This is a genomic window from Herpetosiphon sp. NSE202 (assembly GCF_042688385.1).
Classification (GTDB): Bacteria; Chloroflexota; Chloroflexia; order Chloroflexales; family Herpetosiphonaceae; genus Herpetosiphon.
Map to the genome: position 1 here is coordinate 178,086 of NZ_JBHUPY010000013.1, position 14,247 is coordinate 192,332.

Consider the following 14,247-nt stretch of genomic DNA (forward strand, 5'->3'; position numbering starts at 1 on the left):
GATCTTGATTTTAGCGAGGAGCCGCCATGCGTACTCAATATCCTACCAATGAAGCCCAACGGCTTGCTGCCCTGCAAAGTTATGGTTTGCTGGCGCGCCCCTATATCCACGAGTTTGATGAATTAGTGCGTTTGGCTGCATTGTTTTGTGCTACGCCAATTGCAATTATCTCGTTGATCGACCATAAATATCAGTATGTTAAGGCGGCGTTTGGCAGCCAGCTCAAAACCATTCCACGTAAATATTCATGTTGTGCCCAAACAATTATTGAGCGCGATCTCGTTGTCTATGATCGGTCCAGTTTGGCGCATAAGTTCGGCCATCATCCGCTGGTTCAGCAAGGCTTTCAGTTTTATGCTGGCATGCCGATTATTACCCAGCAAGGCTTTGCGCTTGGCTGTATTGCGGTGATCGATCATCAAGAGCGCCAGCTTAGCGCCCAACAACTTGAGAGTTTGCAATTAATTGCGCGCCAGCTTAGCCATCAATTTGAGCTGTTTCGCCAAGTGCAACAGCTCACAACCTTGCCCCACGATGTATTTCAATCAAACCTCACCAACGATCCACAAGTGCCGAGCAAAACACCGTTGCTTGCCAAAATGAGCCAGCAATTGCACAAGCCAATTCAGACAATTATGACCGATAGTCAATTATTGGCTGAGCAATTGCTTGAGGCTGGAGTTGCTGAATTAGAGCCAACTGCGCATCACATTCAAGAAACTAGCGCCCAGCTGTTGGCCTTAATCGACGATATGATCGATTTGGCCAAGATTGAGCATGGTCAACTTGCTGTGCATTCGGAAGAAGTATGTTTGGGGCCGCTGATTGATCAATTGAATGTGATTGTCGGGCCGCTGATGGTGCGCAACCACAATTCGTTCCATGTGCAAATTGCCACCCGCCAATGTGTTTTCTGGAGCGATAATCGCTTGGTGCGCCAAATTCTCGTCAACGTGGTCGGCAATGCTGCTAAATTTACCCACGATGGCTCGGTGCGGATCGAAGTGATGGAAGAAATGCGCAACGAACAGCCATTTTTGGCCTTTCACGTGCTCGATACGGGCATTGGCATGACTCCCGAACAACAGGCGCTCTTATTTCAGGAGCCGTTACGCGCCAGCAAAAGTTTTAGCAATCACCCAAGCACTGGCTTGAGCTTAGCAATTAGTAAGCGTTTGGCATTGTTGCTTGGCGGCGATATTACCTTCAGCAGTAACCCTGGCATTGGCAGTCATTTTACTGTCTACTTGCCGTTGAAAGTCAGCGCCGAGCTTCCTCAATCCCAAACCGCCTAAAAGAAAAGCTTCCCTCACCCCCCAGCCCCTCTCCCACTCAACGCGGGCGAGAAAGTTCCCTCACCCCCCAGCCCCCTCTCCCACTCAACGCGGGCGAGGGGGAGCACCGGTCTATGCAAGAACCATTGCGTTAAAGCTCCTCGCCCGCGCCACGGGAGAGGGGTTGGGGTGAGGGGATCTTCACAACCGACCCTTGAAAGCCAACCCCCTCTCCCACTCAACGCGGGCGAGGGGGAGCGCCGGTCTCACCAATGAATTATGCAAGAACCACGGTGTTAACGCCCCTCGCCCGCTTTCAGAAGGATCGGGGTGAGGGAAGCTGATTTATGCTATACTCGCAAGCGCTGCATCGATTTCATCCCTCCGTTGCAGAGAAAATCTAGCCTTAGTTAATTGCAAAGAACAGTGTTGTTCATGGATGTTGCCATCAACATCCCCTAGAAAGGAGTGATTTCGATGCGAGATAGTCAGTCTGTGTTTGCTGCTGCCAAAAGTGCCACAATGCAGGTGGTGCAGGCCGAGCCGTTGAACGCTGGAACGCCCTTGGATGAGCTAGTCGATGCCTATATTCAGCCAAATAGCCAATTTTTTGTGCGCACTCATGGCACGGTTCCAACGCTTGATCCTGAAACAACGAGCATTACAATTCATGGCTTAATTGACGAGCCATGGAGTATTAGCGTTGGCGAAATTAAACAGCAATTGCCCTATGTTGAGCAAGTTGCAACCTTGCAGTGCGCTGGTAATCGCCGCCAAGAAATGCACGCCTACAAAGCGATTTATGGCGAATTGCCGTGGGGGGCGAATGGCCTAAGCACGGCGACATGGGGCGGAGCGCCGTTGCGGGCTTTGCTTGAGCGCTGCGCCATTCAGCCTGCGGCCAAGCATTTGCTGGGTGTGAGCTACGATCAGGTGGAGCGCCATGGCCAAAGCTTTGGCTTTGGTGGCTCGATTCCGCTTGACGAGCCGATGATTGAGCATGCCTTATTGGCCTATACCATGAACGGCGAAGCCTTGCCAGCGCTGCATGGCGGCCCGTTGCGCTTGGTTATTCCAGGGATTGTAGGCGCGCGCAGCATCAAATGGTTGCGTTCGCTTGAATTCAGTGCCGAGCCATCGCATAACTATTTTCAACGTCGCGCCTATCGTTTGGCCCAAAGCAATGAGCCTGAAGCATGGCACGAAGCCCCGATGTTGCACGAATTGCCAGTCAATGCGGTGGTTTGCCAACCAGCGCCCGAACAAGCCTTGGCTGCTGGTGCCATCACCCTTGCGGGGTATGCAATTACTGGCGGTCAAGCGCTGATTGAGCGGGTCGAAATTTCGTTTGATCAAGGTCAGCATTGGCAAACTGCTAGCTTGATTGACGAGCCAAAACTTGGCTGCTGGAGCCGCTGGCAAGCTGAGCTAGAACTGGCTGCTGGCGACTATGAATGCTGGGTGCGTGCGACCGATACGCTTGGTCAGCAACAGCCTGATCAGCCAGCGTGGAATGTCAAAGGCTATCATCATAATGCCATCCAACGCCTCGACCTATCAGTTTGCTAAGCCAACGATCATCGCTCGCACGAATGCCAGCGATGATCGCTAAAATTGCTGCTCTAAATGCGGTTAAATCAACCGAATTCCTATCAGCGCGTGGTACTATAGTTGCAGAAGCAAATCGAGCGTCATCACGGCTGTGTAGAAGACGCGACACGTAGGGCAACGAGGAAATCTTTCATGCACGAAACAACACTCGTGTCACGCTCGGCGCAAGGATTGCGCTGCGAGGTATGTCAATGGCGCTGTCTACTCGCTGATGGTGAATGGGGTCGTTGTGGTGTGCGCCAGCGCCAAGATCAGGCAATTATTGCCCATAACCATGGTTTAGTTTCAGCAGCAACAATTGGCCCAGTTGAGGATTATGGCTTTCGCCATTTTTTTCCTGGCGCGAGCGTGTTTGCGATTGGCGGCTGGGGCACGTCGTTTCCTGCCCACCACGATGTCGCCTATCACGCGCATATTCCCGACGATCCCGCCAAACAACGCTCGATCGATCCTGAACGGGTGGTGGGCTTTTCACAAGAACGCATGACCAGAGGCGTGGTTTGGGCCTATAACGAGCCAACCATGAATTTTGAGCATGTGTTGGAAACTGCCCGCTTGGCACGCTCGACCAGCCGTATGACCGGCATGGTGACCAATGGTTTTTGGTCGAAACCAGCGATCGATCAGCTTGCGCCCTATATTGATGGCCTGATGTTGACGGTTTATGGTCTGAGCGATACTAGCTACAAAGCATTAACCGGGGTTGAGCAATGGCAAGGGATTTTTGCTGGAGCTGAACATGCGGTCAAACGCTGGGGTTGTCATCTTGAAATAACCACGCCAATTGTTACTGGTGTGAATGATAGCACTGCTGAAATCGAGGGCATTGCGCGCTGGATTAAGCGCAAATTCAATGGCATGATTCCTTGGCGGATTATTCCCAGTCGCGATGCCGATACCAACGCTGCAACCTCGGTGCGTAAAGTGGCGCAAGGCTTGGACTTGCCGTTTGTCTATGGCGCGCAACCAACCGAAACCACGCGCTGCCCCAAATGCGAATGGGCAGTGATCGAGCGTTTTGATGGCCAGCCGCGGGTGGTTGGAGTTGACGAAAGCCATTGCGAAAACTGTGGCAGCGAAGTCTATATTCGCTCATCGCTCTTCAAACGCAATAAATTAAATGACTAAACGAGCTTAGGAGCTTGCCGATGCCCAAACAAGCAGCAGTCAGCGTCCACGATCCGTTAATTCTTTTGGCTCGGCAAGCGGTGAATTGCTTTATTCGCGAAGCAGAAATTGTGGCGGTGCCTGATCCGTTGCCCGTTGAGCAGCGCGAGCCATACGGGATCTATGTGAGCTTGATCAAGGCTGGCAAACTGCGCGGTTGCGTTGGCCATGTGCGCCCCAAACAATCGTCGCTGGCCAAAGAAGTGATTTATACCGCGATTGCCGCTGCTGTGAACGACCCCCGTTTTAGCCCAGTCATGATTGATGAGCTTGAGCAGTTGAGCTACGTTGTGGATGTGGTTGAGCATCTAGCCTTGCTGAAAAATATTGATGCCCATGACCCAAACATTGCTGGTTTGCGCGTCGTGCGCGGGCGCAATCAGGGTGTGGTGTTGCCCAACGCGAGCGGCATTACGACCTTTGAGCAACAACGTCAACTTGCTTATCAACGGGCTCAGCTTACATTGGATACGCCTGCAACCCTTGAACGCTTTCAGGTTAGGCGAATTATTGAGTTATCAGGTAATTATCAGCTAACTGTCAGCTAAGCAACGACCACTCTAATTTGCAGATTTGTCAAAGCAGCATATAATCTAGCAGCCGTCATCGTACTAGGCCGCAGCTAAAACTGGTGGTGATCAACTTGCTCGGCAAAGGTCATGGGTTGGCCATGCTGAAACAGCTATTGTGCTGGGCCGTAGCAAGCAGCATACTTGAAACTGCGCCTAGCGAAAAATTGACTTCTAAAATCGTGATTGATGGCATATCACTTGCATTGCACAACGCTGTGTGAAACTAAGCATAAACTCACTTGATACTTGAACTTTTTATTTGAGGAGCGCCTTGGTATGTTGACTGTCGTGTTCTGGGCATTTATGTTGCTCTGCTGTGCTATAGCTCCAGTGATCATCGGCTTGCGCAACTTTAGCGAACCAAGCGATGTGCAATTCGACGTAAATCAGGCCTCAAACCAATAAGTATGTCAATTGACCAAATACTCACAGCGGCGTATACTACTGCTACAACCCTATATCGCTGAATGAAGGACGCGGAAGAGTATCCCAATGGGATCGCCGACGAAGCAAATTACGGGTAGCCAACCCGTTGATGAATCTTTCAGGCTCCAACACCGTGTCTCGACAGCGCTCTGGAGAGCAAGCATTTACTTGCACCGATGGAGTAACTTGCAACGCAAGGAATCTCTCAGGTCAATGGACAGAGATCAGGCATTTTTTATGTCGCGATCTCTTTTTTTATTTAAGCGATGTGCTCATGTGGCGTTATATTGTTTCAGCCGCCGCCGATGGCGCAACCAATATGGCAATTGATCATGCGTTGGCGCTGCATGCCAATCAATCAGCCTACCCTACCCTGCGCATCTACCGTTGGCAGCCTGCCTGCCTCTCAATCGGCGCATTTCAGCCCTATAGCGATGTTAATGTAGCTGCCTGCGAGCAAGCCCAAATCGAGATTGTGCGCCGACCTACCGGCGGACGCGCGATTTTACACGATGCTGAATTAACTTATTCCATTACTGCCCCCAACAGCAACCCGTTGCTTGGGGGTCGTGTTTTAAGCACCTATCGTACAATCAGCCATGGCTTATTGGTTGGTTTGCGCCAATTGGTCAGTAGCGTTGATTGGGCTAGCGGCGCAAGTGATGCACCAAAATCTGCCGCCTGCTTCGATACCCCAAGCGATTTTGAGCTGACTGTGGCTGGGCGTAAATTGGTTGGCAGCGCCCAAACCCGCACTCGTGGCGCAATGTTGCAACATGGCACGGTGCTGCTCCACGCCGATCACCAGCAATTAAGCAAGGTTTTACATCTGCCAGCTGAGCTTGATGCTACGGCGTTGGCCGAACGCTTAATTGCGCTCGACGAAGCAGCTCAACGGCCCATTAGCTTTGACGAGGCCCACCAAGCGATTGTTGCAGGCTTCGCGAGTGCCTTCAACATAACATTGCAACCAGACCAACTGACTGATCAAGAGCAGGCTAGTGCTGAGCGTTTGCGCCACGAACGCTATAGCAACCCTGCATGGTTACAACGACGCTAAGTGATTTATGAGGTTTTTTGATGAAACAAACACCACTCAACGCTCGCCATCGCGCCCTTGGAGCCAGAATGGTCGAGTTTGGCGGCTGGGATATGCCAGTCCAATACGCCGGAATTATTGCTGAACATAAGGCAACCCGCGAAGGCGCTGGGCTGTTTGATATTAGCCATATGGCGCGCTTTTGGGTCACTGGCCCCGATAGCGAACGCTTCATCCAACTAATCGATACCTTTGATATTAGCAAAACTGCCATCGGCCAATCCGATTATGGAATTATGTGCTACGAAGATGGCGGGATTGTTGATGATATTTTTACCTACCACCTTGGTCCCGACGAATGGATGGTCGTGGCCAACGCTGGCAACGCCGAAAAAGATTGGGCTTGGCTCAATCAACATACTGCTGGCTACGATGTGGTACTGACTGATCGCTCGCAAGAATTAGCGATGATCGCGCTGCAAGGGCCAAAAGCCGAAAGCTTGTTGGCTGGCTTAACCGATGCAGATGTGGTCAATTTGGCCTTCCATGGCATCACCAAGGCTACGGTTGATGGAGCTGCTGGCTATATTTCGCGCACTGGCTACACTGGCGAAGATGGCTTCGAGTTGTTTTTGCCTGCTAGCGAAATTGAACGGATCTGGGATCGCTTGTTGGAAGCTGGCGCTACGCCAATTGGCTTGGGCGCGCGCGATAGTCTGCGTTTTGAGCCAGGTTTGGCGCTGTATGGCCATGAAATCGATCGCGATATTAACCCGTATGAAGCTAAATTGGGTTGGGTGGTAAAGCTCGATAAAGGCCCATTTATCGGCTCGGAAGCCTTACAAGATATTAAGGCCAATGGCGCTGCTCGCACCTTGATTGGCCTAGAAATGACCGGACGCGGGATTGCCCGCCAAGGCTACCCAGTTTTGGCGCTTGATGGCAGCGAATTGGGCGTGGTGACGACAGGCATGCCCAGCCCAAGCTTGGGCAAAAATCTGGCCTATGCCTTGGTCAAGGCAGGCACGGTGAAAGTTGGCGCTGAAGTCGATGTGCTGATTCGCGATAAGCCAGTGCGCGCCAGTATCGTCAAAACGCCATTCTACAAAGCACGCTACAAAAAATAGCTTGCTCTTGCATAAATAGCCGCTTTGGTTGATAGTAGCGCCCAACAATCTATGCTGATTGTGCTGTTTTGGCGTTATTGAAGGAGGACCACCACATGTCCAATGTACCAAGTGACTTGCTGTATACCAAAGAACACGAATGGGTGCGGATCGATGGCAACACAGCAACCGTTGGCATCAGCCATTTTGCCCAAAGCCAACTTGGTGATGTGGTATTTGTGGAATTGCCCGATGTTGGCAAGACGTTTGAAACTGGCGAATCGTTTGGCACTGTTGAATCGGTCAAGGCGGTTTCAGAAATTTACGCACCGCTTAGCGGCAGCGTGGCTGAAATCAACAACGCTGTGATCGACGCGCCAGAATTGGTCAACGAAGATCCGTATGGTGATGGCTGGTTGGCCAAATTTGAATTTACCACCAAGCCAAGCGATTTGCTGAGCGCCGCCGATTACGAACAATTTATCAAAGAAGAAGCGGATAAGTAGAAGTCGGGGTCAGGGGTCAGGAATTTGCGTTCCCTCACCCCCCAGCCCCCTCTCCCACTGAAACGTGGGCGAGGGGGAGCCGACCGTTTTTTACCAAGAAATTGGGGAGAACCACGGTATTAAAGCCCCTCGCCCGCGCCACGGGAGAGGGGTTGGGGTGAGGGGATCTTAATACCGACCCTTGAAAGCTAGCCCCGCTCCCCTTTCTAAGGTAAGGGGAAACCCAAGCCAAAATATAAATTCGTAAACCATGGATTGCAAGGTTAAAGGTTTAGGTTTCATCCTTCATCCTTCATCCTTCATCCTTGTCAGAGGTTATATGAGTCACTACATTTCGATTACCGAAAGCGAACGCGCTGAGATGCTGAAGGCGATTGGCGTTGCCGATGTCGCCGATCTCTTTGTCGATGTGCCCGCTGATCTTCGGTTTCCAACGCTCGATCTGCCCGCCGCGCTTGCCGAAGGTGAAATGGCCCGCGAATTACGCCGCTTGAGCAGCAAAAACAGCGATGTGCTGAACTATAGCTGTTTCTTGGGCGCGGGAGCCTACAACCACTTTATTCCAGCCGCAGTCGATTCGTTGTTGCGTCGCTCGGAGTTCTACACTGCCTACACGCCTTACCAGCCCGAAATTTCGCAAGGCACCTTGCAAGCGATTTTTGAATATCAATCGCTGATGTGTGGCTTGTTGCAAATGGATGCCGCCAACGCTTCGCACTACGATGGAGCAACGGCCATGGCTGAAGGCGCAATTATGGCGATTAATGCAACTCGCAATCGGCGCAAAATTGTGGTGGCTCCGTCGGTGCATCCGCAATATCGCGGCGTGTTGCGCAGCTATACCCAAGGTTTGGATGTAACGATCACTGGCGACGAAAATCCAGCTGCGAGCGTGGCTGATGCTGCGGCCTTAGTCGATAACGAAACCGCCGTGTTTATTGTGCAATCGCCTGATTTCTTGGGCGTGCTACACGATTTGAAGCCTGTCGCCGAGCAAATTCACGCTGCTGGTGCACTCTTGTTGATGGTTACCAACCCAATTGCTTTGGGCTTGTTCCAAACTCCAGGCATGGTTGGCGCTGATATTGCGGTGATGGAAGGCCAGCCGTTGGGCATTCCGCTCAGCTTTGGCGGGCCATACGTTGGCGTATTTAGCTGCACCGAAAAGCTTTTGCGGCGCATGGCTGGGCGTTTGGTTGGCGTAACCACCGACCTCAACGGCCAATTGGGCTATGTATTGACTCTGCAAACCCGCGAGCAGCATATTCGGCGCGAAAAAGCGACCTCGAATATTTGTACCAACCAAGGCTTGATGGCGCTCGCCGCCACGATTTACACCTCGTTGATGGGCAAAACAGGCTTGCGCAAAGTTGCTGAGCTGTGCTACCAACGCGCTCATTACGCCGCCAAAGCAATTGGCCAACTTGATGGCTACGAAGTGCTTGAGCAAGGGCCATTCTTCCACGAATTTGTGGTGCGCTGCCCTCGGCCTGTGGCGGAAATTACCCAAGCCTTACACGCCCAAGGCATTATCGGCGGCTACGATGTGAGCAAGGATTATCCACACTTGGATAATGCAATGCTGATCTGTGTCACCGAGCAAAATACGAAAAACGATATCGATCAGCTCGTCGCAGTGTTGGGAGGCTAAGCCAATGCATACCTACGAACCACCAATTTTTGAATTGAGCAGCCCCGGTAAAATTGGCGCAGCCCTGCCCGACGCTGGCGTGCCCGAAACCGAGTTGCCAGCCCATTTGCTGCGCGACGACGATTTAGCAGGTTTGCCCGAGATTAGCGAAACCGAGGTGGTACGCCACTTTACTCGCATCTCACAGCGCAACTTCTGCATCGACACGGGCATGTATCCGCTTGGCTCGTGTACGATGAAGTACAATCCCAAAATTCACGAAGATGCTGCCCGCTTGCCAGGTTTTGCCTTCATCCACCCCTTGCAAGCAGAAGAAACCGTCCAAGGTGCCTTGCAATTGACCTATGAATTGCAAGATATTTTGGCCGAAATTTCGGGCTTCGATCAAGTTTGTTTGCAGCCAGCAGCTGGTGCGCAAGGCGAATTTGCCGGCATTTTGGTGTTCCGTGCCTATCACCTTGACCGTGGCGACGATCAGCGCGACGAAGTGTTGTGCCCCAATTCGGCGCACGGCACGAATCCAGCGACGGCGGCAATGGTCGGCTTCAAAGTGGTCGAAATTGCTACCGACAGCCGGGGCAATGTTGATTTGGCTGATCTGCGGGCCAAAGTTGGGCCACGCACCGCTGGCTTGATGCTGACCAACCCCAATACCTTGGGCTTGTTTGATGAACATGTGCACGAAGTTGCCAAAATTGTGCATGAAGCTGGCGGCTTGATGTATGGCGACGGCGCGAATTTCAACGCGATTTTGGGCATCGTCAAGCCAGGCGATGTTGGCTTCGACTTTATGCACTATAACTTACACAAAACCTTCACCACGCCTCACGGCGGTGGCGGACCTGGCTGTGGTGCTGTTGGTTGTAAAGAGTTTTTGGCCGATTATCTACCAGGCCCAATCGTGGCGCTCAAAGATGGCCAATATACTCGCCACACGCCAGCCAAGAGCATTGGCCGCCTGAAAGCCTTCAAGGGCAACTTCGGCATGTTCGTGCGTGCCTACACCTACATTCGCATGCTTAGCGCTGCTGGCTTGCGCTCGGTCAGTGAGCACGCCGTGTTGAACGCCAACTATCTGCGTGTCAACTTGGATAAAATCTATCCTGTAGCGTATGATCGCACTTGTATGCACGAAGTTGTGTTTCAAGGCAAAATCAAGGGCGCGCCAAGCGTGCATACCTTGGATATTGCCAAGCGCTTAATCGACTTTGGTTTTCACCCACCAACAGTCTATTTCCCAATCAGCGTGGCTGAATCGATTATGATCGAGCCAACTGAAACCGAATCGAAGCGCAACTTGGATGCCTTTATTGATGCCATGAAGCAAATTGCGCTTGAGGCGGTCGAAAGCCCCGAGCTATTGCATGCCGCGCCAACCACCGCGCCAGTGCGTCGCCTCGATGAAGCAACCGCTGCTCGCCGCCCAATTCTGAAATACGATCAAGCGGCGATTGAGGCCTTGCTCAGCAAATAAACCCCGCAGTTTGGCTCTAGGCTGCTGACTATTGGCTATCGGAATTGTTTGATTAGCTTCAAATTGTTCCGATAGCCTAACGCCGCAGGACGGAAACCGCGAAGGACACGAAGATCGCGAAGAACGTTTTTCGCCACAGATTCTACAGATTATGGTGATGATGTTTTCTTTGCCCATAGCCTATCGCCAAAAGCCCATAACCTTCTTCCCTCATAATTCATCCTTCATCCTTCGGTTCTGGTTCTTTGCTCTCTATTCTTTGCACTCCAAGCGGGGCGCGGCTATAATGGCGCTTGAATCGGTGACTGGCGACACACAAACGTGGGCAACCACGGGGGAGCCGATTTGCGCAGATGCCGCTCGCCTGGGCAAAGGGTTTTTCGCCCTATGTACACCGCGAATGGAGCTTTGGTTCATGCGAGCTATTGTCAGTGTTTCAGACAAGTCGGGGTTGGCGGATTTTGCTCAGGGCTTGAGCGATTTGGGCATCGAATTATTTTCAACTGGCGGCACGAAATCGGCCTTGGTGAGTGCTGGTGTGCCAGTGCGCAGCGTTAGCGATTTGACTGGCTTTCCCGAAATTTTGGAAGGTCGGGTCAAAACATTGCATCCTGGCGTGCACGCTGGAATTTTGGCGCGCCGCGATAAACCATCCCACGTTGCCCAATTAGGCGAGCATCACATTGGCTTGATCGATTTGGTGGTCGTCAACCTCTATCCGTTTGCCCAAACCATTGCCAAGCCCGATGTCACTTTCGATGAAGCGATCGAGCAAATTGACATTGGTGGCCCAACGATGGTGCGCGCTTCGGCCAAAAACCATGCTCATGTGCTGATCGTGATCGATCCTGCTGATTATCCACGCGTCTTAGAGGCCTTGCGCAACCAGCAAATTACCCCCGAACTGCGTCGCCAATTGGCTGCCAAGGCTTTTGCTCACACGGCGGCCTACGATAGCGCGATTGCGGCCTACTTGACCACTGAAACCTTCCCGCAGCAATTGCCCTTGGCGTGGGAATTGGCTCAATCGCTGCGCTATGGCGAAAATCCGCATCAAGCAGCGGCGTTTTATCGCGCGCCGAATGCTGCCGCCAACACCTTGGCCCAAGCGCTGCAACATCAAGGCAAAGAGCTTTCCTACAACAATTTGCTCGATGCAGATGCAACCTTGCAAGTGATTCAAAATTTCGATCAGCCAACCGTGGCGATCATCAAGCACACCAATCCATGTGGCCTTGCTTCGGCAGAGGATTTGGTGGCGGCGCACAAAGCGGCACGAGCGGGCGATCCGCTTTCGGCTTTTGGCGGCATTGTCGGGGTCAATCGTCCGGTTGATCAGGCTTTGGCGAATGTGCTGAAAAAATATTTTTACGAAGTGATTATTGCCCCAGCCTTCAGCCCTGAAGCTTTGGCAATTTTGGCCGAAAAGCCCAATTTGCGCTTGTTGAGCGTCGATACCAGCCGTTCGGCCAGCAACGATTGGGAATATCGCAGCATTGGCGGCGGTATTTTGGCTCAGCATGTTGATCGCGTTGGCAATGACGATTGGGATGCTTGGCGAGTTGTAACCGAAACAGCGCCTAGCGCCGACCAACTGTCCGCCTTGCAATTTGCTTGGAAGGCTTGCGCCAGCGTCAAATCGAATGCAATTGTGTTAGTCCAAGACGAAGAATTGGTTGGCATGGGCGCTGGTCAGCCATCGCGGGTTGATTCGGTGTTGACCGCGATTCGCAAAGCTGGCGAGCGGGCCAAGGGCAGCGTGCTGGCTTCCGATGCCTTCTTCCCCAAAGCCGATGGCATTCAGGCGGCGATTGAGGCTGGCGTGAGCGCGATTGTGCAGCCTGGTGGCTCGCAAGGTGATGATGAAGTAATTGCTGCTGCCAACGCCGCAGGCATTGCAATGATCTTCACTGCGACGCGCCACTTCAAGCACTAAAATCAACGACGGGCCAGCGCTGGTCGGTTTGCGGCCCCGCTGGCCTCTTTTTAGCTGAAAGAAAGTGATGTTATGGTCGAACTAACCTACGATAGCCAAGGCCTGATTGCGGCGGTGGTGCAGCACGCCCGCAGCGGCGAGGTCTTGATGGTTGGCTATATGAACGCCGAAGCGCTGGCCAAAACCCAAACCAGCGGCTTCGTGACCTTTTGGAGCCGTTCGCGTCAAGAATTATGGACCAAGGGCGAAACCAGCGGCAATATGTTGAAATTTATCGCGGCCCGTACCGATTGCGATAACGATGCCTTGTTGATTTTGGCCGAGCCAAGCGGCCCAACCTGCCACACTGGCGAACGCTCGTGCTTCCATACCACCCTTGATGGCACCAAACGCGAAGGTAGCGCAGTGCCGTTGGCCTTCGTCAGCCAATTGTTTGAATTTTTGCGCGAGCGCGAGCAAACCCGCCCGATTGGCTCATACACCACCTATTTGCTGGAAAAAGGCGTTGATAAAATTGGCAAGAAAATCGGCGAGGAAGCAGCCGAGGTCATTATTGCGGCCAAAAATGGCAATCCAGATGAACTGCGCAACGAAGCAAGCGATTTGATCTATCACTTGTTTGTGCTCTTGCTCAATCAAGGGGTTTCGCCAGAAGACGTGTGGTTTACCTTGCGCGAACGCCATGGCCGCCAACGTGAGGAAAAACAATAGCTATGCCTAGTTTTCAACGTCCAGCCGATTTGGCTTCGGTCGACATTCTTGGGGTGCGCGTCGATGACGTAACCATGGATGAAACGATCGACTTGATTGCGGCAATGCTGGCTGCTGGCGGCGTGCATCAAATTGCCACGGTTAACCCGGAGTTTGTGATGGCGGCTCAAAGCAATGTGGCCTTTCGCGCTACCTTGGCAGCAACCAGCCTGTCGGTTCCCGATGGCACGGGCCTGCTGCATGCGGCCCGTTGGCAAGGCAAACAGCTGCGCGCCAAAGTAACTGGCATCGATTTGACTGAGCGCTTGGCTGCTGAAAGTGCCGAGCGTGGCTGGAAAATCTTTTTGCTCGGTGCTGCCGACGGCGTTGCCGCCAAAGCAGCGGCGGTGCTCCAAGCACGCTATCCCAAGTGTCAGATTGTTGGCACGTGGGCTGGCTCGCCACGCGAACCAGATCAAGCGGCGATTGCCGAACAAATTCGGCGTAGCCAGCCAGAGATTGTGTTGGTGGCCTATGGTGCGCCAGCCCAAGATCTCTGGATTCGGCGCTATGGCGCGCCACTGGGCATTAAATTGGGGATTGGAGTTGGCGGCACGTTTGATGATCTGGCTGGTTTGCGTCCGCGCGCGCCGCAATGGATGCGTAAATTTGGGCTAGAATGGTTATGGCGATTAATTCGGCATCCACAGCGTTGGCGGCGAATCTTTACCGCTGTGGTGCTTTTTGGTTGGGCGGCTTGGCGCGAAGCTCAACGCATCAAACGAGGCTAAATCT

Annotated in this window: 13 protein-coding genes and 2 riboswitches; all 13 genes read left to right on the top strand. The window is 52.7% G+C overall.

The window, feature by feature from the left end; all coding sequences use genetic code 11:
• Window positions 1–26 precede the first annotated feature (26 nt).
• Window positions 27–1,295 carry a GAF domain-containing sensor histidine kinase gene (locus ACFMKP_RS17215; RefSeq protein ID WP_382293496.1) on the top strand — a complete coding sequence of 423 codons (1,269 nt, stop codon included), beginning with the start codon at window positions 27–29 and terminating at the stop codon, window positions 1,293–1,295.
• Between the two features lie 456 nt (window positions 1,296–1,751).
• Window positions 1,752–2,843 carry a sulfite oxidase gene (locus tag ACFMKP_RS17220; RefSeq protein ID WP_382293498.1) on the top strand — a complete coding sequence of 364 codons (1,092 nt, stop codon included), beginning with the start codon at window positions 1,752–1,754 and terminating at the stop codon, window positions 2,841–2,843.
• A gap of 174 nt (window positions 2,844–3,017) precedes the next feature.
• Window positions 3,018–4,013, top strand: coding sequence for a radical SAM protein (locus ACFMKP_RS17225; RefSeq protein WP_382293499.1), 996 nt, complete (start codon window positions 3,018–3,020; stop codon window positions 4,011–4,013).
• Between the two features lie 20 nt (window positions 4,014–4,033).
• Window positions 4,034–4,600 (top strand): AMMECR1 domain-containing protein, encoded by a 567-nt coding sequence (locus ACFMKP_RS17230; protein WP_382293501.1) that lies wholly within the window; start codon window positions 4,034–4,036, stop codon window positions 4,598–4,600.
• Between the two features lie 300 nt (window positions 4,601–4,900).
• Window positions 4,901–5,029 (top strand): hypothetical protein, encoded by a 129-nt coding sequence (locus ACFMKP_RS17235; RefSeq protein ID WP_269083552.1) that lies wholly within the window; start codon window positions 4,901–4,903, stop codon window positions 5,027–5,029.
• Between the two features lie 160 nt (window positions 5,030–5,189).
• A riboswitch (glycine riboswitch) is annotated at window positions 5,190–5,281 on the top strand.
• A 43-nt stretch (window positions 5,282–5,324) separates the two neighbouring features.
• Window positions 5,325–6,110, top strand: coding sequence for a biotin/lipoate A/B protein ligase family protein (locus tag ACFMKP_RS17240; protein ID WP_382293503.1), 786 nt, complete (start codon window positions 5,325–5,327; stop codon window positions 6,108–6,110).
• A gap of 20 nt (window positions 6,111–6,130) precedes the next feature.
• Window positions 6,131–7,216: a glycine cleavage system aminomethyltransferase GcvT gene (gene gcvT, locus ACFMKP_RS17245; RefSeq protein WP_382293505.1), complete on the top strand. Its 1,086-nt coding sequence runs from the start codon at window positions 6,131–6,133 to the stop codon at window positions 7,214–7,216.
• Window positions 7,217–7,311: 95 nt separating this feature from the next.
• Window positions 7,312–7,701 carry a glycine cleavage system protein GcvH gene (gene gcvH, locus ACFMKP_RS17250; RefSeq protein ID WP_382293507.1) on the top strand — a complete coding sequence of 130 codons (390 nt, stop codon included), beginning with the start codon at window positions 7,312–7,314 and terminating at the stop codon, window positions 7,699–7,701.
• 319 nt (window positions 7,702–8,020) lie between these two features.
• On the top strand, window positions 8,021–9,352 hold the full coding sequence (gcvPA, locus tag ACFMKP_RS17255) for an aminomethyl-transferring glycine dehydrogenase subunit GcvPA (RefSeq protein ID WP_382293509.1): 1,332 nt from the start codon (window positions 8,021–8,023) through the stop codon (window positions 9,350–9,352).
• A gap of 4 nt (window positions 9,353–9,356) precedes the next feature.
• Window positions 9,357–10,826 carry an aminomethyl-transferring glycine dehydrogenase subunit GcvPB gene (gcvPB, locus tag ACFMKP_RS17260; RefSeq protein WP_382293511.1) on the top strand — a complete coding sequence of 490 codons (1,470 nt, stop codon included), beginning with the start codon at window positions 9,357–9,359 and terminating at the stop codon, window positions 10,824–10,826.
• A gap of 291 nt (window positions 10,827–11,117) precedes the next feature.
• Window positions 11,118–11,203: riboswitch (ZMP/ZTP riboswitch) on the top strand.
• Window positions 11,204–11,241: 38 nt separating this feature from the next.
• A complete protein-coding gene (gene purH, locus ACFMKP_RS17265; RefSeq protein WP_382293513.1) occupies window positions 11,242–12,762 on the top strand; it encodes a bifunctional phosphoribosylaminoimidazolecarboxamide formyltransferase/IMP cyclohydrolase in 1,521 nt (506 codons plus the stop codon).
• A gap of 72 nt (window positions 12,763–12,834) precedes the next feature.
• Window positions 12,835–13,473: a bifunctional phosphoribosyl-AMP cyclohydrolase/phosphoribosyl-ATP diphosphatase HisIE gene (gene hisIE, locus ACFMKP_RS17270; RefSeq protein ID WP_382293515.1), complete on the top strand. Its 639-nt coding sequence runs from the start codon at window positions 12,835–12,837 to the stop codon at window positions 13,471–13,473.
• Window positions 13,474–13,475: 2 nt separating this feature from the next.
• The gene (locus ACFMKP_RS17275; protein WP_382293517.1) at window positions 13,476–14,243 is read left to right on the top strand and encodes a WecB/TagA/CpsF family glycosyltransferase; all 768 of its coding nucleotides are present in this window, start codon (window positions 13,476–13,478) and stop codon (window positions 14,241–14,243) included.
• Window positions 14,244–14,247: the final 4 nt, after the last annotated feature.